Below are 23,752 nucleotides of genomic sequence, written 5' to 3'. Positions count from 1 at the left end.
CGAACGGCTTGTCGGCCGCTGTCGGTAAGGTTGCCGTGGGGCAGCCGTTGAGCTCGGGGCGGGCATAGCGTTCACCGAAGTACCTGGCGCAGTGGATGTCTCGACATTGTCTGCGTGAGAGAACGGTGTTTGCGTCGTGGAGTTGACGCGTGGAGCGAACGCGCCGGTGAATTCGGCCGCGGTATCGCTGGTGCTGAAATGGGGTTCGGGCCGCGAGGTGGATCCGCAGGCCCTGCTGCTGGATGAGAGCGGAAGGATCCGGGGGAACGACGATTTCGTCTTCTTCAACGCGCCCCGGCATCCCTCGGGCGCGGTGGTGCTGGAAGAAGCCGGTTCCGGCAGCGCCACCATGCGCCTGACCCTGACGGCCATCGAGCCATCGGTGCACAAGGTCGTCATCGCGGGATCCGTTGACCAGGGCTCGTTTCAGGACATCGACGCCCTGACCCTCACCGTCCGCGACACCACCGGCGACCTGCTCCGCTACCCCCTGCACGGCTCCGGCGCGGTCACCGCCATGGTGCTCGGCGAGTTCTACCGCCGCAACGGCGAATGGAAATTCCGCGCCGTCGGCCAGGGCTGGAGCAGCGGACTGCGCGGCCTCGCAGAGGAATTCGGCGTCGAGGTGGACGACGAACCCGCGCCCGCGCAGGCTGTCGCCCCGCCTCCGGTGGCCCCCGCGCCGGCGGCCCCGCCGCCTCCGGTCACCGCGCACATCCCCGCCCCGTTCCCGGCGCCCGCGCCCGCCACCCCCGCGCCCGCGTCCGATATGGCCGCCGGATGGTATTCCGTTCCAGGCGATCTCACGCGGCTGCGCTGGTGGAGCGGTTCGGTGTGGACCGAGGACTATCGCCCGGCCTTCCCGGTCGACGATCCGGCGACCTGTCCCCGGTGCGGGCGGCCCCGGCATGTGCCGCGCTTCGGTGCGGGCGGCCCGGCCGCGTGCCGCTGGTGCGAGGCCGAGGTGAACGGTCTGCTGGAATCGTGGCGGGGCCAGGTGTGGCAGGTGCTCGCGACCGGCGGTCCGAGCGGCCCGGCCTGGGATGAGGCGTGGGGGATGCTGCGCTTCCACCTGATCAGCGAGAACACCGGGCGGGAAGCGCTGCGGCCCTTGGCCATCGCTCATCTCGAACGCGTGGTGGCCTTCGCCTTCGCCGACGGTGAGATCGATCAGAGCGAGCTCGAGGATTTCGAGCGCACCATCGCCACCTTGCAGAAATACACCGATCTCGGCATGGCCGCGCAACATATCGAGGGCCTGCGCCAGCGCATGCTGCGCGGTCGCGCGCTGACCCAGGTGAAGGTCGGTGATCTGCCGCGGGTCGATCGTCCGGATCTGCACCTGGAGGCCGATGAGCTGCTCTACCTCGATGTGAACGCCACCCAGATCCGCTATCTGGCCAGCGGCCCCAAACAGGCGTCCGGTCGTTTGATCGGCAGCAGCAAGAAGTTCCGCTTCGTCGGTGACGGCGCGGGCGTCGAACTGTCCTGGGCCAAGATGGTCGCGATTCGGCACGAGTACGACACCGTGGTCATCCAGGCGACCACCGCGCGCGGCGGCGGCACCTACCGGGTGCCCGATGCCGAATACGTTGCCGCGGTCCTGGAGGGCGCGCTGCGGGTGGCCAAGCGGCTGGTGCTGGCACCCGGCCAGCGTGATTCACGCGCGGTCCCGCAGGACGTCAAGGCCCGCGTCTGGCAGCGCGACGGCGGCAAATGCCAGCAGTGCGGCGATAATCAGTACCTGGAATTCGACCACATCATCCCGTGGAGTCAGGGCGGCGCGACAAGCGTGGAGAACCTGCAAATCCTGTGCCGCAAGTGCAATCAGCAGAAGGGCGCGCGCATCTAGTTCGGTTCAGGCCGTCAGTTCGGTGAGCAGCTGACGGCACAGCCGGTCCGCGCGCCGGGTGGTCTCGGGCTGCCGGAATTCGGGTGTGAGTGAAAGCACTCGCGCGCAGGCGGTGTCGATATCGATGAGATGACCCACCGAGACGAACACCGGTTTGACGTTGCTGCGAGTGCGCAGGGCGCGCCCCACCACCTCGCCGTCGATGCGGATATCGCTCCACGATCCGCGCTCGGCCCCGGGCGTCTCGAACTCACCCCAGGCGTTCTTGGCCACCCCGAGCGTGGGTATCCCGGCGAGCAGCCCGATATGGCAGGCGAATCCGAACCGCCGCGGATGCGCCAGCCCCTGACTGTCGCAGATAATGAGATCCGGTGTGACACCGAGGTTTTCGAACGCGTCGAGGGTGGTCGGCAGCTCCCGGAACGCCAGCAGCCCCGGCACATACGGAAAGTCGGTGGTCCCGCGCGCGGTCGCGGTCTCGACGGTCTCCAGCGTCTCGGCGTCCACCACGACGATGGCCGCGACCACATTCCCGTCATCGTCATAGGCCGAATCGAGCCCGGCGATCAATCGAAACCGCGGTGCCGAGGGATTGCTCGCGATCACCCGGCCGCGCAATCGATCTTGCAGCGCTATCGCCGCATCGGCGGTGCGGGGCCACGGATCGGGATTCGCTACCTTCACATTTCGGAACGTATACCTTCCCGCCGTCTGCAACGAATACAAAGCGTAGGCCCCGGCCCGAATCCGAGCCGTTGCCCGGGCGCAGGTACCCTTGTCGCCGCCGTCACAGGGCGACCGGTATCCGTGCCTCGGTAAGCTCGGGACCGGAACGGGTGAGCACAAGACGAAAGTAGGCAACTGATCGTGAGCAGTGCCATCGCATTGGGGATGCCCGCCGCACCCGCGGCAGTCCTCGCGCCCCGGCGCAAGACCCGTCAGTTGATGGTGGGCAAGGTCGGCGTCGGTAGCGAATTCCCGATTTCCGTGCAGTCCATGACCACCACCAAAACCCACGACGTGAACGCCACCCTGCAGCAGATCGCGGAACTCACCGCGTCCGGCTGCGATATCGTGCGCGTCGCGTGCCCGCGCCAGGAGGACGCGGACGCGCTCGCGATCATTGCCAAGAAGTCCAAACTTCCCGTCATCGCCGATATCCACTTCCAGCCCAAGTACATTTTCGCCGCCATCGACGCGGGATGTGCTGCGGTGCGGGTGAATCCGGGCAATATCAAGGAGTTCGACGGCCGCGTCGGCGAGGTCGCCAAGGCCGCTGCCGCCGCCGGCATCCCGATCCGCATCGGCGTCAACGCCGGTTCGCTCGATAAGCGCATGCTGGAGAAGTACGGCAAGGCCACCCCCGAGGCTCTCGTGGAGTCGGCGCTGTGGGAGGCCAGCCTGTTCGAGGATCACGGCTTCGGCAATATCAAGATCTCGGTCAAGCACAATGACCCCGTCGTGATGGTGGAGGCGTACCGCCAGCTGGCCGCGCAGTCCGATTACCCGCTGCACCTGGGTGTCACCGAGGCCGGTCCGGCCTTCCAGGGCACCATCAAGTCCGCGGTGGCGTTCGGCGCGCTGCTATCGGAAGGCATCGGCGACACCATCCGCGTCTCGCTGTCCGCCCCGCCCGCCGAGGAGATCAAGGTCGGCGATCAGATTCTGCAATCGCTGAACCTGCGCCCGCGCAAGCTGGAGATCGTCTCCTGCCCGTCCTGCGGTCGTGCCCAGGTCGATGTCTACACCCTGGCCAACGCGGTCAGCGCGGGCCTCGAGGGCATGGAAGTGCCGCTGCGCGTTGCCGTTATGGGCTGCGTCGTGAACGGTCCGGGCGAGGCCCGCGAGGCCGATCTGGGTGTGGCCTCTGGCAATGGCCGCGGTCAGATCTTCGTCAAGGGCGAGGTCATCAAGACCGTGCCCGAACACCTCATCGTCGAGACCCTGATCGAGGAGGCCATGCGCATCGCCGAGGAGATGGGTGAGGCCGCCGGAACCGGTTCTCCCGTCGTCAGCGCGGGGTAAACCCCAGGTCGCCGCGCGGCCAACGGCGATAGTGCGGCACGTTTTGAGAAGTTCTGGCAGGCTGTGAACGTGCGGAGTGTGCTGGAGCCGACTCGCCGGAGCAAGAACTCCGGAGCCCAACAGCTCGCGAACCGCGATCTGACACAGGTTTTACGCGTCCTCGACGCCGATCCGGTGGCGAGTTGCATGGTGGCGGCCCGGCTCCAGGAGTACGGGCTCGACTCCCGCGGCGCGTACGGCGAACTGTGGAGTCGTGGCGGGCCGGGTACCTCGCTGTGCTTCTCGGGCGCGAATCTGGTCCCGCTGCGCGGCGGCCGGGCCGATCTACGGGCCTTCGCCGAACGCGCGGTGCGCGGTCCGCGCGCGTGCTCCTCGGTGGTTGGCCGTCGCGAACTGGCGCTGCCGCTGTGGGAGCAGCTCAGCGAGCACTGGGGTCCGGCACGGGAATTGCGCGCCGATCAACCGCTGCTGGCCCTGGACAAGACCGCGACCGTCGCGCCCGATCTCCGGGTGCGGCGGGTGCGTCCGGAGGAGCTGGACCGCTATCTGGTCGCGGCGGTGGCCATGTTCACCGAGGAGATCGGGGTCGATCCGCGCGCCGGGGACGGTGGCCGCAGCTATCGCCGCCGGGTGGCGGGTCTGATCGAATCCGGCCGGGCCTGGGCGCGTTTCGAGGACGGCGAGGTCGTGTTCAAGGCCGAGGTGGGCGCGCTGTCCCGGCGTACCGGTCAGATCCAGGGCGTCTGGGTGCATCCCGACCATCGTGGAATCGGCGTCGGCACCTCGGGTACCGCCGCGGTGGCGAATGTCGTTGTGGCGTCCGGTCGTACCGCGAGTCTGTACGTGAACTGCTACAACGAGGTTGCCCGCCGCGCCTACGCGAAGGTCGGCTTCCGGCAGATCGCGACATTCGCGACAGTGCTGCTCGACTGATCCGCCAACTGTGATTATGGAGTGAAAACCGTTCGCCCCCAGTGTGTCGAGCGTGTTTGCCAATAGTTGGCTCTACTATCTGTGCCGATGTCCACACGGGTCTTCACCATGCTGATCGCCGCCGCGATCTCGGTTGCCGCGGTGGGTTGCTCGTCGGGTCCGCAGGGACCGGCGCAGACCGCCGACGCCTTCCTGCAAGCCTTCGCCGAGCATGAGGTCGCCACGGCCGCCGACCTCACCAGTCAGCCCGAAAAGGCCGCTCCCGCACTGACTTCGGCCTGGGATCAGCTACAGGCCGAACGGTTGATCGCGCACACCGGCGATACCCGCGTCACGGGTGACACCGCCACCGTCGACTACAGCTATGAGTGGCGGCTGCCCAAGGATCGCGTCTGGTCCTATCGCGGCCAATTGCAGATGGGCCGCAGCGAGGGCAAATGGTCGGTGCGCTGGACCTCGGCGAATATCCATCCGCAGCTGGGCAATACGCAAACTTTGCAATTGCGGTCCATCCCCGCGCCTCGGGCCCGGGTGAACGAGCGCTCCGGCAGCGATGTGCTGGTGCCCGGCGCGGTCTACCGCGTGGTGTTCAATCGCGGCGCCTCCTCGAATCCGGTCGGGGTCAGCACCACCCTCGCGAATGTATTGCGGCAGTTCGACGAACGCCTCACCCCCGAGGGCATTCTCGCCGCCGCCCGCAAGGCCGACGGCGGCTACACCGTCGAAGTGCTCTCGGAATGGGAGTACCAGCAGGTGAGCAATGATCTGCTCGGACTGTCCGGTGTCAGCTTCGGCCGCCAATGGGATCTGGTGCCCACCGACCGCACCTTCGCGCCCGATCTGCTCACCCAGATCCGCAAGACCGTCATCGACGAGGTGGACGGTCAGGCGGGCTGGAATGTGGTGACCGTCAACGCCAATGGCGGGGATACCGATGTGCTCAAAGAGGTGGAACCGCAGACCTCGCCGTCGTTCTCGCTGAGCGTGGATCGCAATATCCAGAATGCCGCGCAGCGCGCGGTGGACCTGCGCGAAGACCAGGCCATGATGGTGGTGCTGCAACCGTCCACCGGTGCGATTCTGGCCATCGCCCAGAACGAGGCCGCCGATGCCGACGGTCCGGTCGCCGCCTCGGGTCTGTACCCGCCGGGTTCGACCTTCAAGACGGTGACCGCGGCGGCCGCCATGACCGAGGGTCATGCCACCCCCGACACCGTGGTGCCGTGCCCGAGTCAGATCGTGGTGGGGGACCGCACGATTCCCAACTACAACCTCTTCAGCGTCGGCGATGTGCCGATGGCCACCGCGTACGAGCGCTCCTGCAATACCGCGTTCGCGCGGATCGCCTCGGAGTTGGGCGGGGATGATCTGCGCACGGCCGCCTCCGCGCTGGGCATCGGTCCGGACTACACGGTGGTGGGTCTGCCGACGGTGTCGGGTTCGGTGCCGCAGGACGATGATCTGGTGCAGCGGGCCGAGGACGGCATCGGTCAGGGCAAGGTGCTGGTGAGCCCGTTCGGTCTGGCCATGGTGGCCGCGACGGTCGCGAACGGGTCGGCGCCGGTGCCGTATCTGATCTCGAATCATCCGACCGAGATCAAGGGTGATCGCCCGGCGCTGAACCCCGAGGTGATCAACGGTCTGCGAATGATGATGCGCAAGGTGGTGCTCGGCGGTACCGCCGAACGCATCGCCGATCAGGGCGAGGTGTACGGCAAGACCGGTGAGGCCGAGGTGGAGGGCGGTTCACACGCCTGGTTCATCGGTTACCGCGGCGATATGGCGTTCGCGACGCTGGTGGTGCGCGGTGGCAGTTCCGATAATGCGGTGGCGGTGACCAGGGATATGCTCACGGCCCTGCCGCCGGGGTACTGAACGGCCGTAATAGCGGACTCAGCGATCGGCCGGCGTGCGCGTGATGTGCACGCAGGCGGATGGCTGAATCTCCCCCAGGGCGGTATCTGTGACGTAGCGCTGTGCGGCGAGGGTTTGCCCGGAGGGCGGGCCGGAGGTGGAGGCGTCGCCGAGGAGTTCGGTGACCGCGGCTCCGGCGAGGATCATGCCCGCGGTGGTGAGTAGCAGGAGTGCCGAACGTTTCATGTCCAACTCCCTTGTTTAGGGGATGAGTGTGGCCGTCCGAACGGTCAGTTTCGGATAACCGGTGCTCATGAGGGTTGGCTGACTGTTTGCCACCGAAAGAAACGGTAATCCGGCGGACATATAGGACGCAACCCGTAAGAGTGATCCCGCACACTTGTCGAAACAAAGTGCGCCAGGTCACCGCGGTGTTGGACGTGCGAGAAATCCGTTAATTCTCCCGGTGCATGGTCGCCGCGAGATGATGCTGCAGCGGTTGCTCGACCGCCGCCATGCGCAGCGTGTAGCTGAGGGTGTCGCCGGCGAGGGTGATGCTACGGCCCAGTGCCGTCACGGATTTGGCGCTGGAGCTGCGTCCGATGGTGGTCGAATCGAGTTCGATGCGCAGGCCCTGGTCATCGGAGACCAGGCTGCCCTCGCAGATCTCGGTGATACCGGTCGGATGCGCCAGGATCAGCTCGACCCGATCGTCCGGCAGCGCGCGCAGGTAGCCGGTCTCACTGTGCATCGGGCGGCTGCCGTCGGCGGCGCGGGTGCGCTGGCGATAGGTGAGGAAAGGGCGGCCGACATGGCCGAAGTGCACTTCCTCCAGATAATCGAAGGTTTCGATCGTCGGGTATTCGCCCTGTCCGCGGCCGCGCCAGGTGCCGAGCAGTGGCGCGAGGTGTGCGATATCCGGGTGGGGCGCGATGGGTGATTGGGGTTCGAGCACGGCGGTCAGCATAGTGCGCCGCGCCCGCTCCGGCGGGCGGTCGGCGCGCCGGGTCGCGGGTATTTCCGGAAAGGGGTCTGGATCAGGACATTTCGCCGCTCAGCGGCGGCTTGCCCGGCGGTAACCATAGGCGGCGGGGACGGCGAACACGATGATCATGCCGACCGACCAGACGATGGTCAGCAGCAGCGGCCGGGCCAGTTCGCCGCCTTCGGCGAGCGCGCGCATGGAGTCCACCGCGACCGACATCGGCTGATTGCGCACCACGGGTTGAATCCAATTGGGGTACGCGCCGAGCGGGACGAAACCGGTGCTGAAGAACATCAGCAGCGAGGACAGCAGTGCCACGCCCTCGACCAGGGTGGACTTGGCGGTGAACACCGCGATGGCGGTGACCATGGTGGCGAAGGCCAGCCCGAACAGCACCGGCAGCCACAGGAATGCGAACGCGGCCAGCGGGCCCTCGTGGAAGCGGAAGCCCAGCAGCATGCCGAACGCGATGATGATGATGGTTCCGCAGAAGATGCGGCAGCCCTCGGCCAGAATCCGCGCCGCGAGTCCGGACCCGCGATGCACCGGCAGCACCCAGAAGCGCGCGAGCAGTCCGGCATCGCGTTCGCGTCCCAGCATGACGCCGCTGGCCACCGTGCCCGACAGCGCGCCGACCAGTGTCACCATCGGGGTGGACCCGTACAGCGCGCTGTGCCCGGAGAACTTCTGAATCTGGCTGCCGACAACGATATTGAGCATGAGCAGCAGCAGGCACGGGACGATCAGCGTCTCCAGCAGCGTGATCGGATCGCGCGCCCAGCGCAGCAGCAGCCGCTGGGTCTGAATCCAGGTGTGCCGCAGCAGCGCCGGGGCCGAGGCCTCCCGGACGCGGATGAAATCGGCGGTATCGCGTTGTGCGAGCGTGGTTTCGACGGACATTGTCACGACCTCTTCATATTCAGCCGGACGGTGAAGTACAGCGAGACCACGATGATGGCGGCGGCCCACAGCAGCGGCGGCGTCATCAGCGACCAGGTCACCGCACCGGCATTGCCGCGGGTGTCACCGCCCAGGGCGCGCAGCCCGTAGGCGAATTGCGATACCGGCTGATTGCGCACGAAAGCCTGTACCCAGTGCGGGAATTGGGTGGCGGGCGCGAGTCCGGTGGAGAGCATGCCGAGGATCAGCGGCGGCAGCACCAGCATCTGCGTGGTGGCCTCGGGACTCTTGGTGACGGTGCCGATGACATCCGCGCCGAGGCTGAAGGCGATGCCGATGAGCATGGCGAACGCCAGGAAGCCGATGGTGTTGGCGGTGCCCGCGTGGAAGTGGAAGCCGATGAAATGAATGCTCACCAGTGCCGAGGCCAGGCCCACCACCATGCGGAAGGCATTGGCGGACATGCGCGCCGCGGTCGGGATGAGCGGATGCATGGGCATGGCGTCGAAGCGCCGGTCCAGTCCGGAGACCATATCGGTGGCGGCCCGGAAGGCGGCCGAGATGGCGGTGAACGCGGCGGCCTGAAGTATCACGATCGGCGCCATGAACTGCGCGTAGCTGCTGAATCCCGTTCCGGCGAAAGTCATTACGCGATTGAGCGGGATGTAGAAGCTGGCCGTGAAGGTGATCGGCGCGAGCACCGCGGTGATCATCTCGCCGGTGGTGATGGCGGGCACGATGAGCCGCACGGTGAGCACCCACCACTGCCGCAGCGTATCCGGGGTGGCGCGGACGCTGGTGAGCCAGGCGTCCCGGCTGGCGGCGACGCTGGTCATGACCGGCCCTTTCCGTTCGGTTCCGGCTTCTCGGTGAGATGTCCGGTGAGGGACAGGAACACCTCGTCCAGCGATGGTCGGCGCAGCGCGATATCCACCAATTCCATTCCGGCGCTGTCGAGTCGGCGCAAGGCCTCGGCGAGGGTTTTCGCGCCCTCGGGGGCGGGCACGGCCAGCCGGTCCGCGTCCCCGGTGAGCAGTGCGGCGCGATTGGCGGCGGGGAACAGATCGCCGAGCGCCTTGGCGATGGCGGGCAGTTCCTGAATGCGCAGCGGCACGATCTCGCAGTAGCTGCCGCCGGTGCGGGCCTTGAGTTCATCGGCGGTGCCGCTGGCGATGACCACGCCGTGGTCGATGACGATGATCCGATCGCAGAGTGCGTCGGCCTCTTCGAGGTACTGGGTGGTGAGCAGGGTGGTGATGCCGTGCTTGCGGAATCCGCCCACCAGATCCCAGACCCCTTGGCGGCTACGGGGATCCAGGCCGGTGGTGGGCTCGTCCAGGAACACCACCTCGGGCCGCACCACGAGTCCGCAGGCGATATCGATGCGCCGTCGCATACCGCCGGAGTAGGTGCCGACCCGGCGGGTGGCGGCGGCGGTGAGATCGAATTCCTCGATCAGCTCATCGGCCCGCCCGCGCGCGGCGCGTTTGCGCAGGCCCATCAGCCGACCGAACATGACCAGGTTCTCGTAGCCGCTCAACGCGTCGTCGAGCGCGGCGAATTGACCGGTGAGCATGATGCTGCGGCGCACCTCGGCGGCCTCGGTGGTGACATCGTGCCCGGCCACGGACGCGCGACCGGCATCGGGTGCGATGAGGGTGGACAGGATATTGACCGTGGTGGTCTTGCCCGCGCCATTGGGTCCGAGGATGCCGAGCACCTCGCCGGGTGCGGCCTTGAAGGTGATGCCGCGCAGGGCTTTCACGGCTCCGAAGGATTTCTCGACGCCTTCGACGATGACGCCGTCGGCCGCGCTGTCGGTGGTTGTCACGGTTGCTCTCCCAGGTGTTCGTCGAGAAGGTGTTCGTCAAGGACCCGGGCGATTTCCGCGAGCGCGTGCGGCGCGGTCAACTCCTCATGGCCGACTTCGATGTCGTGGTTGGTGATGCGGCCGGTGATCCAGGGCCGCCAGCCGGTCGGCCCGAAGATGTCCGACTTCTCCGCGGTGGCGCTGAAATACAGTGCGTCGCCGGGGAATACGGGTCGTTGATAGCCGGTGCGGGTGCGGGCGGAGGCGTTGTAGGAGGCCGCCATGCGTTCCAGGGTGAGCGCGTCGACCAGCGAAACCCCGCCCATGCGTTCGCGAATGAGATCGGCCGCCTCCTGTGCTGTGGCCTCGGCGGGCATATCGGTGATGCCGAAGACCGAACCGAAGGCGGCGACGAATGAACCGGCGGTGAGCCTTTCGATGCTGTCGCCGTCGATATCGGTGTGGTCGGCGTCGAGCAGGGTGAGCACGCCCATCCGCGCGCCCGCCGCCGTCAGTTTCGCCGCGACGGCGTGCGCGATGAGCCCGCCGAAGGACCAGCCGAGCAGGTGATACGGGCCTTCGGGTTGCAGGCGGCGGATTTCCCGGGCGTAGCGCTCGGCGAAATCGTCGATGCTGCGGGCGTGCGGTTCCCCGGACAGGTCGGGTGCCTGCAAACCGTAGATGGGTCGCCCGGGTCGCAGCAGTTCGGCCAGGCCCAGATAGGTCCAGGCGATGCCGGAGGACGGGTGGATGCAGAACAGTGCGGGCTGATCGCCGCCGGGGCGAATGGGCAGCACCACGTCGAGTCCGAGCCCCGGTGTCGAATCCGGTTGTGCGGCAGCGAGTGCCGCGCGCGCCTGTTCCTCGAGGTAGCGCCGTTCGGCCTCGGCCGCGAGCTTCGCCTCCGGCGTCTCGGCGAAACGTGCCGCGGCGGTGAGGGCTTCGATCCACAGCCAGGCCAGGGTGGCGACTCGCGCCCGGGTGAGCAGCGTGCCGGGATAGGTGAAGGTGGCTTGCAGCCGATCACCGGACACCACCGCGTTGATCTCGATCTCGGTGGTCACCGGCACCTCGGGATGCTCGCCCGCGTGCAGATCGCCGAATTCCTCGGTGGGCAGCCAGCCGAGCCCTTCCAGTCCGGCCGGAATATCGGCGGTGGCGTAGCGGCCCAGATAGTTGAAGCCGATCCGGCCCGGAACCCGTTGCGGCAGTTGGGCGGCGGTGTCCTGGTTCAGATACCGCAGCTGTCCGAAGCCGATGCCCTTATCCGGTATCGCCAGCAGTTGATGCTTGACCGCGCGAATGGCATCGCCCATGGCCGGACCGCCGTCGATGGCATCGTCGATATCGATATCGGGCAGCTCCAGCCGCACCGGATACAGCGTGGTGAACCAGCCCATGGTGCGGGACAGATCCGCGCCGGGAATGATCTCCTGCTGTCTGCCGTGGCCTTCCATGCGCAGCAGCACCGATTCCTCATCGGATCGGGTGCGCCAGCGCCGCACGGCCAGTGCCAGGGTGGCCAGCAGCGCGTCCTCGACACTGCCGCCGAAGAGCGCGGGCAGCGTGGTGAGCAGGGCGTTGGTCACCTCGGCGTCGGCTTCCACGTCGACCGCGCGCACGGTGTGCACCTGATCGATGCCCGGATCGAGTTCGCGACGGCCGATGAGCGGATCGGGTGTCGCGGCCAGTTCGCGCCAGTGCTCGAGTTCGGCGACGCGGGTATCGCTGTACGCCTCCTCGTGCAGGGCGTGCGCCCATCGCCGCACGGAGGTGCCGGTGGCGGGGAGCATGGGTTCCGCGCCGCCGGAGATCTGAGCCCAGGCGGCGATCAGATCGGGAATCAGGATTCGCCAGGACACACCATCTATTACGAGATGGTGGGCCACCAGGATCAATCTTCCGGAGCGACCGGTCGGTCCGGCAGGGTCCAGCCACACCAGTTGCAACAGCGTTCCGGCGGCCGGATCGAGCCGGCTCATCGCCGAATCGAGCTCGGTCCGGGCGTACTCGCGCAGTTCGGAGCTGCCCGCGGCCTCGAATTCCACCCGGTAGAGCAGCGCGTCCACATCGACCGCGCCGGGTTCCCGGGTCTGGAGCCACCACGCGCCGTCCTCCTCGCGCAGGCGGGCGCGCAACATATCGTGCTGATCGACCACCGCACCGACGGTGGCGACCACCTGTGCGCGGGTGATGCCGGCGGGCATCTCCAGCACGGCCGTCTGCGCGAAGCGATTGAAGTCGCCGCCGCGTTCGAGCATCCAGCGCATGATCGGCGTGAGCGGGAATTCGCCGACACCGCCGCCGGGCAATTCCTCCAGAACCACGGTCTCGCCCGCTTCATCGGCCAATGCGGCCAGGGCCGCCACCGTGCGGTGCTCGAAGATTTGCAGCGGGGTGAGCTCGAGTCCGTGCAGCCGCGCCCGGGACACCAGCTGGATCGCGAGAATGCTGTCGCCGCCCAGGGCGAAGAAGGAATCGTGCACGCCGACCCGATCGCGGCCGAGCAGCTCCGCCACGATGGCGGCGAGCGCGGTCTCGGTCGCGGTGGTGGGCGCGCGGTATTCGGTCTCGGCCTCGAAAACCGGTTCCGGCAAGGCCTTTCGATCGAGTTTGCCGACCGCGTTGAGCGGGATGGCGTCCAGCACCACGAAGGCCGACGGCACCATATAGCCGGGCAGCGCATCGGCGGCATGGGCGCGCACCGCCGCGATATCGAGTGTCGCGCCGGGCTCGGGCAGCAGGTAGGCGGCCAGCGCCGTCGCCCCGCCCGGACCCGGAACACCCAGTGTCACCGCGAATTCCACGGTGTCGGCGCGATTCAGCACCGCGTCGATCTCACCGAGCTCGATGCGCTGACCGCGCACCTTGACCTGGAAGTCGGTGCGGCCCAGGTACTCCAGCCGGGGTGCGGTGAGCGCGCCGGTCCAGCGCACCAGATCGCCGGTGCGGTACATGCGTTCGCCCCGCACACCGTACGGATTGGCGACGAAGCGCGCCGAGGTGAGTCCGGGCCGCGCGTGATAGCCGCGCGCCAGCGCCGGTCCGGCCAGATACAGTTCACCGGCCACGCCCAGCGGCACCGGCCGCAGTCGGTCATCGAGCACCAGGGTCGCCGCACCGCGAATCGGATGTCCGATGGTGACCGGCTGATCCGCCCGCAGCGGATCGGAAGTCGTTGCCCAGATGGTGAATTCGGTCGGTCCGTACAGGTTCACCAGCATCCGGCCCGACGCCCACCGGCTGACCAGATCCGGTCCGATGGCCTCGCCCGCCACCGCGAGCACCCGCACGCTCGGCACCGCCGCCGGATCCATGGTGGCCAGTGCCGACGGCGTGATCACCAGGTGCGTGACCCGCTGTGCGGCAATGAGTTCGGCCAGCGCGTCACCGCCGAACACATCGGGCGGCGCGACCACCGCGGTGCCGCCGGAACCGAAGGCCATCAGCGCCTCGAACGCGGAGGCGTCGAAACTCGGTGAGGCGACCTGCAATACCCGCGAATTCGCGTTGAGCCCGAGCATATGCTGCTGTGCGCGCACGAGATCGGCGATACCGCGATGCGAGACCGAGACGCCCTTGGGTGTACCGGTCGAGCCGGAGGTGTAGATGAGCCAGGCCGGATGATCGGGATGGATCTCGCGGTCGGTCGAATACCAGCCGGATTCGATGGCGGCCCAGCGTGATTCGGATGCACCCCAGCCGTCGGCACCGCTCCGGTCGCCGATCGGATCCAGGGCCAGCCAGAAGACGGTGTCGGGCAGCACCGCCCGGTGTGCGGCGGTGGTGATGCCCAGCACCGCCCCGGAGTCGGTCAGCATGTGATCGATGCGGTCCAGCGGATGGCGCGGATCGATCGGCAGGAAGGCCGCACCGGTCTTGGCGGTGGCCAGCAGTGCGACCAGCAGCTCGGCGCTGCGTGAGACCGCCAGCGCCACCACGGTTTCCACCCCCGCACCGGCCTGCGCCAGCCGCGCGGCCAGCTCTTCGGCGGCGTCCTCGAACTCCCCGTAGGTGATGGTGCGCCCGTCCGCGATGATGGCGGGCCGTTCGGGGTGGAAAGCCGATGCGGTGGTGAGCAATTCGGCCAGTGTGCCGGTCTCCCCGCCGCGCGGTCCGCGCAGCGGCACCAGTGCGGCGCGCTCACCCGCCCCGAGCAGATCGATATCGGAGATGCGGATATCCGGATCGGCGGTGATCGCCTCGAGCAGCTGCTCCCAGCGTGAGATCAGCTGTGCGGCGGTGGTCCGATCGAACAGATCGGTGGCGTAGGTGAGCGTGCCCTCGAGCCCCGCCGGAGTCGAGCCCGCGTGGGGATCGCGCAGATCGAAGGTCAGATCGAACTGCGAGGTGTCCCGGTCGAACGGTTCGACCGTCACCCGCAGACCCGGGAATTCCAGCGCGGGCAGGCTGAAGTTCTGTAGCGACAGCGATACCTGGAACAGCGGATGGTGCGCGGTCGAGCGCGGCGGATCGAGCACCTGCACCAGGCGCTCGAACGGCACATCGGCATTGGCGAAGGCATCGAGATCCGAAGTCCGCACCGCGGCGAGGAATTCGCGGAAACCCAGGCCCGGATCGACCGGGGTGCGCAGCGCCAAGGTGTTGACGAACATGCCGACCAGCTCATCGAGCGCGGCATCGCCGCGCCCCGCCACGGCGGTGCCGATCAGCACATCCGGTGTTCCCGACAGCCGGGACAGCAGTACCGCCAGGGCGGCGTGCACCACCATGAACAGACTGGACTCGTTCTCTGTCGCCAAAGTGGTCAGGGCGGTGTGCGTTTCGGGCCGCACCGTGAAAGGCAGATCCGCGCTGCGCATGGTCTGCGCCGCCGGTCGCGGCCGATCGGCAGGCAGCTCCAGCACATCCGGCGTGGCCGCGAGCCGCTCGCTCCAGAACCGAAGTTGCTGTGCGGCGGTCGATTCCGCGTCCTGCTCGGCACCGAGCAACTCCCGCTGCCACAGCGAGTAGTCCGCGTACTGCACCCGCAGCGGCGGCAGCGCCTGACTCGCCCCGCTGACCCGCGCGAGATACGCCGCCATCAGATCGGTGGCCAGCGGTGCCATGGAGGTGCCGTCCGCGCTGACATGGTGCACGACCAGCGCCACGACGTAGGTGTCGCCGGATCCGTTGTGCGCGTCCGACTTCGGAGCATTCGGAGTCTTCGGAGCAGGAGCCGCGCCGTCCGGCGACGTGCCGGACCCGGGCGCGGCCGCACCGGTGACGTGGAACAGCCCGACGCGGAGCGGAGCTTCCCGCGTCAGGTCGAACCCGGTGCCGGTGACCTCGGCGATCCGCTCGGCGAGCGGCGCGCCGTCCGCGGTCTCGACCACGGTCAGATCGGGTGTGGCGGAATCGATTCCGACCACCACCTGACGTGGCCCGTCGGCATCGGCCGGGTAGATGGTGCGCAGGGTTTCGTGCCGGGTCACCACATCGATGACCGCCTGCCGCAGCGCGTCCACCTCGAGTTCGCCGGTGAGGCGCAGCGCGACGGAGATGTTGTACGCCGCCGAGGCCGGGTCGAGCCGGTTCATCACCCACATGCGCTGCTGTGCGGGGGAGAGCGGAATCCGGTCGGGGCGAATGCGAGCCGCGAGCATGGGCCGCCCGAAGCCCTCACCGGCGGGGACCACGCGGGCCGCGAGCTGGGCCGCGGTGGGGGCGTCGAACAGATCGCGCAGGGCCACGGTCGCGCCGAGCGCGGAGTTGATCCGCGCGATCACCCGGGTCGCGCTGAGCGAGTTGCCGCCGAGCTCGAAGAAGGACCGGTCGATGCTGACCTTGTCCATGCCGAGCACTTCGGCGAACACCTCGGCGACGGCGGTTTCCACCGCGGTGCGCGGAGCCAGGTAGCGCTCTTGCAGGCTGCTGAAATCCGGTGCGGGCAAGGCGGTGCGGTCCAGCTTGCCGACCGGGGTGAGCGGGACGTCATCGAGTTCGATGATGTAGCTCGGCACCATGTATCCGGGCAGCGCGGCGGCGACTCGGGTGCGCAGTTCCTCGGTATCGAGGGTGTGCCCCGCCAGCCCGACCACGTACGAGACCAGCACGGTCTGCCCCGCCGGCCCCGGGCAGCCCAGTGTCGCGGCGTATTCCACCTGATCGTCGGCGCTGAGCACCGCGTCGATCTCCCCGAGTTCGATGCGCAATCCGCGGATCTTGACCTGGAAGTCGCTGCGCCCCTGGTATTCCAGCTCCAGACGGGTCTCCCCGTCATGTTTCATCTCGACCCAGCGCACCATATCGCCGGTGCGGTACATGCGGGTTCCGGGCGCACCGTACGGGTTGGTGACGAAACGTGCCGCGGTGAGCCCGAATCGGTTGAAGTAGCCGCGCGCCAGCGCCGGTCCGGCCAGGTACAGCTCACCGGTGACGCCGATGGGTACCGGCCGCAACCAGGTGTCCAGCACCATGGCCGCCGCACCGCGAATGGGTGCGCCGATGGTGATCGGCTCGCCGGGTCGCAGCTCACCCGGGCCGGTCGCCCAGATACTGAATTCCGTTGGGCCGTACAGGTTCACCATGCGCCGGCCGGGTGACCAATCGGCGACCAGTTCCGGTCCGGACGCCTCACCGGCCACGGTGAGGCTGCGCAATTCGGTGAGCCCGGCCGGGTTCATGGTGGCCAGCACCGACGGGGTGATGACGGCGTGCGTCACCCCCTGGGTGCGCATCAATTCTTCGAGTTCATTGCCGCCGTACACATCCGGCGGTGAGACCACCAGCCGCCCGCCCATGGCGTGCGCCATGAACATCTCGTGCACCGAGGCGTCGAAGCTGGGCGAGGCCACCTGCAGTGGACTGCACTCCTCATTCAGTTCGAGGAAGGTCTCCTGCGAGGACGCCAGATTCGCCAGCCCGCGATGACTGAGCAGCACGGCCTTCGGCTTACCGGTGGAGCCGGATGTATAGATAAGGTACGCAACCTGATTCAGGTCGATCGGCCCGCCGCGCTCGGCATCGGTGATCGGCGCGTCCGATACCGTCATGACCCGGCGGATGGTGTTGAGATCATCGAGCAGCAGCCAGTCGATACTGCCCGGCAGCGTCTCGCCGACCGCGCACACCGTCACCCCGATGGGCGCGCGCGAATCGGTGATGATGTGCTCGATCCGCTCCACCGGATAATTCGGATCCAGCGGCAGGAATGCCGCGCCGGTCTTGGCCAGCGCCCACACCGCCACAATGGATTCCACCGAGCGGGTCAGCGCCAGCACCACGAATACCTCGCGCCCGACCCCGCGCCGCAGCAGTACCCGGGCGAAGCGATTGGACCAGGCGTCGAGATCGCGATAGGTCATGGTGAGCGTGCCGGAGCTGATGGCGATGCCGTCCGGATTGACACGCGCTCCCGCACCGAGGATTTCGGGCAGCGTGCGCATGGGCACCGGATCACCGCCGCGCACCGGGAGCAGCTGCCTGCGTTCGGCGGGCTCGCAGTGCTGGAGCTGGGCGACCCGCCGCTGCGGTGCGAAGGCGATCTGCTCGAGCAGGTAGCCGAAGCGATCCAGCAGTCGCCGCGCCTCGGCCTCGGACAGCTGATCGGCCATGAATTTCACGGTGATCTGCAGACTCTCGGCCCCGTCGGCCGCGCGCTGCGGAATCACCATGAGGTTCAGTGGATACGGCGTGGCATCGGTGCCGGACACGTCCAGAATTCGCATTCCGGCGATATCCATTGCCTGCGAGAGGGTTTCGCGATCAATGGGGTACGACTCGAAGACGGTGAGGGTGTCGAACAACTCGGGTAGCCCGACCGCCTGGTGAATGGCCGCCAGCCCGACATGCTGATGATCCAGCAACCGTGTCTGTTCGTCCTGCACCCGGGTGAGCAGATCCGCCACGCGCTCACCGGGATCCAGCCGCACCCGCACCGGCAGAGTGTTGATGAAGAGCCCGACCATCTCCTCGACCCCGGACAGTTGCGGCGGCCGTCCGGAGACGGTGCCGCCGAACACCACATCGGTGCGCCCGGTGAGCATGACCAGCAGCAGCGCCCATGCGGTCTGCACGGCGGTGTTCACCGTGGCCCCGGCCGCGCGCACGGTGCCCTCCAGCCGCGACAGTTGTTCGGGACCGAAATCTATTGTCACCATGCCGGATTCGGCAGAGGCGATGCCGGCCAGGCTCGGCACCGCCCGGGTCGGCGAATCCACGCCCGCCAGCGCCTCGGTCCAGGCGGCCATGGAGGCGGCGTCATCCTGTTCGCCCAGCCAGGCCAGGAATTCCCGATAGGAGTGCGCGGGCCCGGTGGTGAAGGACTGCCCCGTGATCGCGGCCAGATATCCGGCCAATAGTTCGCGCACCACCAGCGGCGTCGACCAACCATCGAGCACCAGATGGTGATTGGTCATGAGCAGCGTGTACGCCTCGGCCCCGGTGCGAATGAGGCTGAACCGCAGCAGCGGCGGGCGCGCCAGATCGAAGCGCGTCCCCGCGTCGACCGCGATCAGGCGCTCCAGCTCGCGGGTGCGCTCCCCGGCATCCTCGATATCGGTGAGATCGATTTCCTGCCAGGGCAGTTCGATGCCCTCGAGCAGTAGCTGCCGGGGCCCCTGCGCGGTCTCGGTGAACACCACCCGCAGCACATCGTGCCGATCCAGCAGGCTCTGCGCGGCGGTGCGCAACCGCGCGCCGTCCACCCGCCCGGCCAGACTCAGCTGGGTCTGCACGGTGTATCCGTCGGCGGTATCGGTGTCGTAGCGGGCATGGAACAGCAGCCCGTACTGCAAAGGCGACAGCGGCCAGACATCGGTGAGCCGCGGGTATTCCCGTTCCCACGCATCGATATTCGGCTGTGTGACCGGCACCAGCGCGAAGTCCGACGGGGTGTGCCCGCCCGCGAGGGCGCGTCGCGCGTGACCGGTGAGCGCGGTCAGCGCCGCCGCCCACAGCTCGGCGAATTCGCGCACCTGTGCCGCGGTGACCAGCTCCGCCGCGTACGCCCAGGTGATCTCGAGCCCGGCATCGGTGTGCATGGCATTGATATCGATGACCGCCGCCATGGGGGCGTCGTCGTCATTGGTGGCGTCGAAATACTTGGGCAGCCAGGGGGCGTCGCCGTCGGTCGCGCCACCCGCGCCGGTGCGGCCCAGGTAGTTGAAGCTGAGCTGCGGGGTCGGTGCGTTCGAAAGCGACTGTGCCGTATCACTATTGAGATATCGCAGCATGCCGTATCCGACGCCCTTGTCCGGAATACCGCGCAACTGCTCCTTCACGGCCTTGAGCGCGATCCCGGCCGCCGGTCCGCCGCCGAAGGCATCGTCGATATCGATCCCGCGCAGGTCGAGGGCCACCGGGTACACGCTGGTGAACCAGCCGATGGTGCGGGAGATATCCGCACCCGGCAGGATCGCCTCCTCGCGGCCGTGGCCTTCGAGGGTGAGCAGCGTGCGATCGGTCCTGCGCCACTTGCTCGCCGCCAGCGCGAGCGCGGTCAGCAGCGCGTCGTCGACGCCGCAGTGGAAGCGCTCGGGAATGAGTTCGAGCGCTGCCGAGGAGGTTTCGGCGTCGACACCGGTCCGCAACTGCTCCATGGTCGCCACGGTGTCGCGCGCGGGATCGAATGCCCGCGCGCCGAACGCCGGATCGGGTGTCTGCAGAATCGCTTGCCAGAGTGGCAATTCCGCGGTTCGTTCGGCCGCTTGTTCGCGCTGTCCGTGCGCCCACCGCCGGAACGAGGTGCCCACCGGCTGCAATTCCACCCCGGCACAGGCCATTGCCAAGTCCGGCAGCAGGATTCGCCACGTGACGCCATCGCTGACGAGGTGATGCAGCACGATCCACAGCAGCGGATCGGCATCGGGCCGTTCGATGAGCACGAACCGCGCCATCACCCCCGCCCCCGGATCGAGCAGATCGGCCGCATGCTCCAGTTCGACCGCACCCTCGCGTCCGGTCGGCGCGGCCGCCACATCGATGAGCGTCTCGGCCCGCACCGAACCCCGCTCGCCGACGATCCACTCCCAGTCGTCCCCGGGCTGTACCGCTCGTGCCGTGTTCGCGTCCGCTATCCCCGCGGATCCAGTGGTGCCACCCGTGGTGCCCGCCGCTGTGGTCCGCCGCAGTGTGCTGCGCAAGAGATCATGCCGGTCGAGCAGCGCCTGTACCGCCGGAATGAGCTGTGCCCGTTCCATTCCGCCCGGCAGTCCGATCAGCACCGCCTGCGCATAGCGTTGCCAGTGCTCACCGTGCGCGAGCATGTCGTACACGATCGGCGTCAGCGGCACCGCGCCGACACCACCGCCCGGCAGCTCCAGCACCACCGGTGCGGTCACCTCGGTGGCGGCCAGCGCCAGTCCGGCAATGGTCTTGTGCTCGAACACATCCCGTGCCCGCAGCGCCAGCCCGGCCGTCTTGGCCCGCGCCACCAGCTGAATCGCGATAATGCTGTCGCCGCCGAGCGCGAAGAAATTGTCATCCGCGCCGATATCGGCCGTACCGAGCACCTCGGCGAAGATCGCGGCCAGCTTCAGCTCCCGCTCACCCTCGGGTGCCCGCCCGGTGCGGGTGCGCGCCCCGAACTCCGGTTGCGGCAGCGCCTTTCGATCCACCTTGCCCGCCGGGGTGAGCGGGAAGGTATCGAGCACCATCACCACTGACGGCACCATATGCGCCGGAAGATGATGTGCCACGGTGGCTTTCACTGCCTCCGGATCAACCGGAACCTCCTGCGCCGCCAGCACGTACGACACCAGCGCGGTGGCCCCGCCCGGCGTGCTCGCCCCCACGGTCACCACCGATTCCACCCCGGCGTGCCGCGCCACCGCCGCATCGACCTCACCCAGTTCGATGCGGAATCCGCGCACCTTCACCTGGGTATCGCCGCGCCCGGCGTATTCGAGTTCATGCCGCCCGTTGCGCCGCCGCCAGCGCACCAGATCCCCGGTGCGATACATGCGCTCACCGGGTGCGTGCGGATCGGCGACGAAGCGCTCGGCGGTGAAGGCGATGCGCTGGTGATACCCGCGCGCCACCCCCGGCCCGCTCAGATACAGCTCGCCGGTCACCCCCGGCGGCACCGGCCGCAGCCAGGGATCGAGCACCACGGCCCGCACACCGCGTGCGGGTACGCCGATGGTGATCGGCGCACCGGGAACCAGCGATGAGCTGATGGTCGCGGTCACGGTGGTCTCGGTGGGCCCGTACCCATTGAGCACCGAGCGCCCGGCCCAGCGCACCGGCAGTTCCGGCGGGCACGCGTCACCGCCCACCACCAGGGTGCGCAGGCGCGGCAGCGTCTCCGGTTCCAGCGAACCCGCCACGGCCGGAGTCACATTCAGATGTGTCACCTCGAGGGTGCGCAGTACCCGCGCCAATTCCTCGCCCGCGTACGCGGCGGGCGGCACCACCGCCACCGTGGCCCCGACCGCCAGCGCGACCAGCAGTTCCTCCACCGAGATGTCGAAACTCGGCGATACCGCGTGCGCCATAACGGCATCCGAGCCCACCCCGAAGGCGGCCCCGGAACCGGTGGCCAGATTGGCCAGGCCGCGATGGGTCACCCCCACGCCCTTGGGCAGTCCGGTCGATCCGGAGGTGTAGATGATGTAGGCCAGCTGATCCGCCCGAACCGGCGTCCGCCGATCGGCATCGGAGATATCCGCGGAATCGGCTGCGGCCATACGCTTTCCGGTCGCCTCGTCATCGAGTACCAGCCAGCGCACGCGGTCCGGCAGCGCACCGCGCACCGCCGCCACCGTGACCCCGGCGACCACGCCGCTGTCGGTGAGCATGTGCTCGATGCGATCCACCGGGTAGCCCGGATCGATCGGCACGAACGCCGCCCCGGTCTGCGCCACCGCGATCATGGCCAGCACCGACTCGGTCGAGCGCGGAATCGAGATGGCAACGGCCCGTTCGGGTCCCGCGCCCGCCTCGATCAGCACCCGCGCCAGTCGATTGGTGTATTCGCTGACCTCGCGATAGGTGAAGGCGGTGCCGTCCGCGCGCATGGCGATGGCGGATGGATCCAGCTGCGCCCCGGTGCTCAGAATCTCGGGCAGGGTGCGCGCGCCGATACCCTTGCGCCCCTGCGCCGGAACGAGTTCGGCCCGCTCCTGGTCGGACAGTGTGCCCACCCCCGCGAGCGGTGCGCTCTGCCCGCCCGCCAGGAATCGGTGCAGGAAGGTCAGGAATCGCGCGTGCAATGCGGTCAGCACGGGTTCGTCGTAGCGGTTCGGGTTGGCCTGGAAGTCGATATGGGTGCGCTCGCCGCCGGTGCCGGGGTACACGTTGACGAACAGATCGTCGATGAGTCCGGAGGTCAGCACATGCAGCTGTCCGGTGACCCCGCCGAGCCGGATGCGGGTATCGGCGAGCATGAGGTTCACGGTCGGGCCGAACCCGGCGATCTCATCCATGGCCCAGCCGAGATCGCGAATGATGTCCTCTTGCCGGTACCGCTGCCGGCGCAGGGCGGCGGTCAGCTCACCCTGGGTGGCGCGCACCAGCTCACCGACGGTGGCGGTGGGCAGGGGATGCAGCCGCAGCGGCACCACATTGGCCACCATGCCGCCCGAGCGCCGCAGCGCCGCGGTGGTGCGCCCGGATACCGGCAGGCTGAGCACGATCTCACCGCTGCCGGTCATGGCGCCGACGAACGCGGCGAAGGCGGCCACCACGACGGGGGCCGGACTGGTGGACAGTTCGGTGGTGATCGCGTCGAGCAGGGCGGCGGTCTCCTCCGGCAGCGCCCCGCTGAGCAGGCGCGGGTGCGCGTCCACGGCTCCCGCGTGTTTGCCCAGGTAGACCGGTTCGGCCATGCCGATCAGGTGCTGTTTCCAGTACTCCCGGTCGGCGTCGATGCGATCGGAGTTCCGGTAGGCGATATCCGCGTCCACGATGGTGCGCAGCGGTTCGGCCTTGCCCGCGGGCACTTCGTTCCCGGTCACCCGGGTGTTGTAGAGCTCGGAGGTGCGCTGCAGCATGGTGAGCGCGCCGACCCCGTCCAGCAGGATGTGATGGAAGCGCGAGTACCAGAACCACCTGTTCTCGGCCAGCTTGAGCATGGCCACCGTGCACAGCCGGTCCCGGGTCAGGTCCAGTGGTGCGGTGTACTCCGCGCGCATCCACGTCTGCGCCGCGGCATCCGGATCGGGCGCGGCACTCAGATCGATGGTGAGGATGCGATCGTCGAGCGTGGTGTCCACGAGTTGCCATGGCAGCTCGTCGATTTCGAGCAGCCGCAGATATCCGGTGCCGAATTCGCGCCCGGCCTGCCGCGCCGCGTCGGCGAGCAGTTCCACATCCACCGCGCCGGCGAGTTCGACGTACTGGGCGATGGAGATCGGGGTGTCACGCGCGAGCTGCTGGGCGAACCAGATGCCACGTTGTGCAGCGGACAGAGCGAAGGCTGAGGTGGCAGAGCTGGAAACCATGAAACATC

General features: G+C 68.1%; 11 protein-coding genes. 4 read left to right on the top strand and 7 right to left on the bottom strand.

All coding sequences use genetic code 11. From position 1 onward, the window contains the following. Positions 1 to 136: 136 nt before the first annotated feature. Positions 137 to 1,852 carry a TerD family protein gene (locus ACFVUS_RS12165; RefSeq protein ID WP_387764263.1) on the top strand — a complete coding sequence of 572 codons (1,716 nt, stop codon included), beginning with the start codon at positions 137 to 139 and terminating at the stop codon, positions 1,850 to 1,852. 6 nt (positions 1,853 to 1,858) lie between these two features. Here ACFVUS_RS12165 and ACFVUS_RS12160 read toward each other — a convergent pair whose 3' ends face one another. Beyond that, a complete protein-coding gene (locus ACFVUS_RS12160) occupies positions 1,859 to 2,536 on the bottom strand; it encodes an endonuclease V (protein WP_387764261.1) in 678 nt (225 codons plus the stop codon). A gap of 207 nt (positions 2,537 to 2,743) precedes the next feature. Here ACFVUS_RS12160 and ispG point away from each other — a divergent pair, with 207 nt between their 5' ends. From ispG to ACFVUS_RS12145, 3 genes are all read left to right on the top strand, one after another. Further along, positions 2,744 to 3,877: a flavodoxin-dependent (E)-4-hydroxy-3-methylbut-2-enyl-diphosphate synthase gene (gene ispG / locus ACFVUS_RS12155; RefSeq protein WP_375956024.1), complete on the top strand. Its 1,134-nt coding sequence runs from the start codon at positions 2,744 to 2,746 to the stop codon at positions 3,875 to 3,877. Positions 3,878 to 3,946: 69 nt separating this feature from the next. Next, a complete protein-coding gene (locus ACFVUS_RS12150) occupies positions 3,947 to 4,810 on the top strand; it encodes a GNAT family N-acetyltransferase (RefSeq protein WP_387764259.1) in 864 nt (287 codons plus the stop codon). Between the two features lie 87 nt (positions 4,811 to 4,897). Beyond that, positions 4,898 to 6,685 (top strand): penicillin-binding transpeptidase domain-containing protein, encoded by a 1,788-nt coding sequence (locus tag ACFVUS_RS12145; RefSeq protein ID WP_387764256.1) that lies wholly within the window; start codon positions 4,898 to 4,900, stop codon positions 6,683 to 6,685. An 18-nt stretch (positions 6,686 to 6,703) separates the two neighbouring features. Here the strand turns inward: ACFVUS_RS12145 and ACFVUS_RS12140 are convergent, their stop codons facing one another. From ACFVUS_RS12140 to ACFVUS_RS12115, 6 genes are all read right to left on the bottom strand, one after another. After that, complete coding sequence (locus ACFVUS_RS12140) at positions 6,704 to 6,910, bottom strand: hypothetical protein (protein ID WP_387764254.1); 207 nt, start codon at positions 6,908 to 6,910, stop codon at positions 6,704 to 6,706. 208 nt (positions 6,911 to 7,118) lie between these two features. Further along, on the bottom strand, positions 7,119 to 7,631 hold the full coding sequence (locus ACFVUS_RS12135; RefSeq protein ID WP_387764252.1) for a peroxynitrite isomerase: 513 nt from the start codon (positions 7,629 to 7,631) through the stop codon (positions 7,119 to 7,121). Positions 7,632 to 7,718: 87 nt separating this feature from the next. Further along, complete coding sequence (locus ACFVUS_RS12130) at positions 7,719 to 8,549, bottom strand: ABC transporter permease (RefSeq protein WP_387764250.1); 831 nt, start codon at positions 8,547 to 8,549, stop codon at positions 7,719 to 7,721. A gap of 2 nt (positions 8,550 to 8,551) precedes the next feature. Further along, complete coding sequence (locus ACFVUS_RS12125) at positions 8,552 to 9,385, bottom strand: antibiotic transporter (RefSeq protein WP_387764248.1); 834 nt, start codon at positions 9,383 to 9,385, stop codon at positions 8,552 to 8,554. Next, complete coding sequence (locus ACFVUS_RS12120) at positions 9,382 to 10,380, bottom strand: ATP-binding cassette domain-containing protein (protein WP_387764246.1); 999 nt, start codon at positions 10,378 to 10,380, stop codon at positions 9,382 to 9,384. The genes ACFVUS_RS12125 and ACFVUS_RS12120 overlap by 4 nt, the downstream gene beginning before the upstream one ends. After that, positions 10,377 to 23,744 carry an amino acid adenylation domain-containing protein gene (locus ACFVUS_RS12115; protein WP_387764244.1) on the bottom strand — a complete coding sequence of 4,456 codons (13,368 nt, stop codon included), beginning with the start codon at positions 23,742 to 23,744 and terminating at the stop codon, positions 10,377 to 10,379. The genes ACFVUS_RS12120 and ACFVUS_RS12115 overlap by 4 nt, the downstream gene beginning before the upstream one ends. Between the last annotated feature and the right edge of the window lie 8 nt (positions 23,745 to 23,752).

The organism is Nocardia sp. NPDC058058 (assembly GCF_042885355.1).
Lineage (GTDB): Bacteria > Actinomycetota > Actinomycetes > Mycobacteriales > Mycobacteriaceae > Nocardia.
This window is presented reverse-complemented; position numbering and strand designations above follow the sequence as displayed.